Here is a 726-nt window from a genome sequence, read left to right as displayed (position 1 = left end):
CAGTGTTCATTTTGTGTTTTCATAAGTGACTGTAATTAATTGCTTAATTTTTAGTCAACCTATTTCAGGAAAATTCAGGTTTTCAAATGTTGGGTAACGGTTTTGTGTATGATTTCGTTGCGTGTTTAAGCAACTAATTTAGCAAATAAAAACTGAATAGAAAGTCCGCGAGGACTTTCGTAAGTAGGCGAGTACTAGCAATGAATTATACACGGTGTTACCTGTTGTTTTTTTATCATTTACACAATTCAATCGGTTTTCTGTTCCAGATATTTCCTAAATTCTCTTTATTGATTTTACAATCACAGTCTAAAACAGAGAAATTATTTGATTGATTGTATTTGATAAGATAAAGGTCTCCAATTTTCATTTTATTTATAGAGCTTAAGTTACAAAATTTTTGTCCAAAATATTCATTCTCATCATATTCAAACTTATATTCCACAACAGTACTTCCTCTGCCAGATTTTATTTCAACTATCTCGGCAGTTAAAAAAACGCCTGATTTATTTAGTTTACTTACATTAATTTGCCAATCAATTCCTCTAATAATTAGATACATGACAAAGGCTACAATCAAAATTGTGAATATGATATCACTTTTTTTCATATAATTCAAATTGTTTGTTGGGTCTTTTAAATAACAGGTAACGGTTTTGTGTATGATTAGTTGCGTGGTTTAGCAACTAATTTAGCAAACTTTTACGAACCCGTGAAAATTCCGCA

The 726-nt window shown here is 30.0% G+C and carries 1 protein-coding gene; it reads right to left on the bottom strand.

The features are described 5' to 3' along the window. Positions 1 to 235 precede the first annotated feature (235 nt). Positions 236 to 610 carry a hypothetical protein gene (locus HM985_RS17125; protein ID WP_179377418.1) on the bottom strand — a complete coding sequence of 125 codons (375 nt, stop codon included), beginning with the start codon at positions 608 to 610 and terminating at the stop codon, positions 236 to 238. Positions 611 to 726: the final 116 nt, after the last annotated feature.

Source organism: Winogradskyella wichelsiae, from assembly GCF_013403925.1.
Taxonomy (GTDB): Bacteria; Bacteroidota; Bacteroidia; order Flavobacteriales; family Flavobacteriaceae; genus Winogradskyella; species Winogradskyella wichelsiae.
This window is presented reverse-complemented; position numbering and strand designations above follow the sequence as displayed.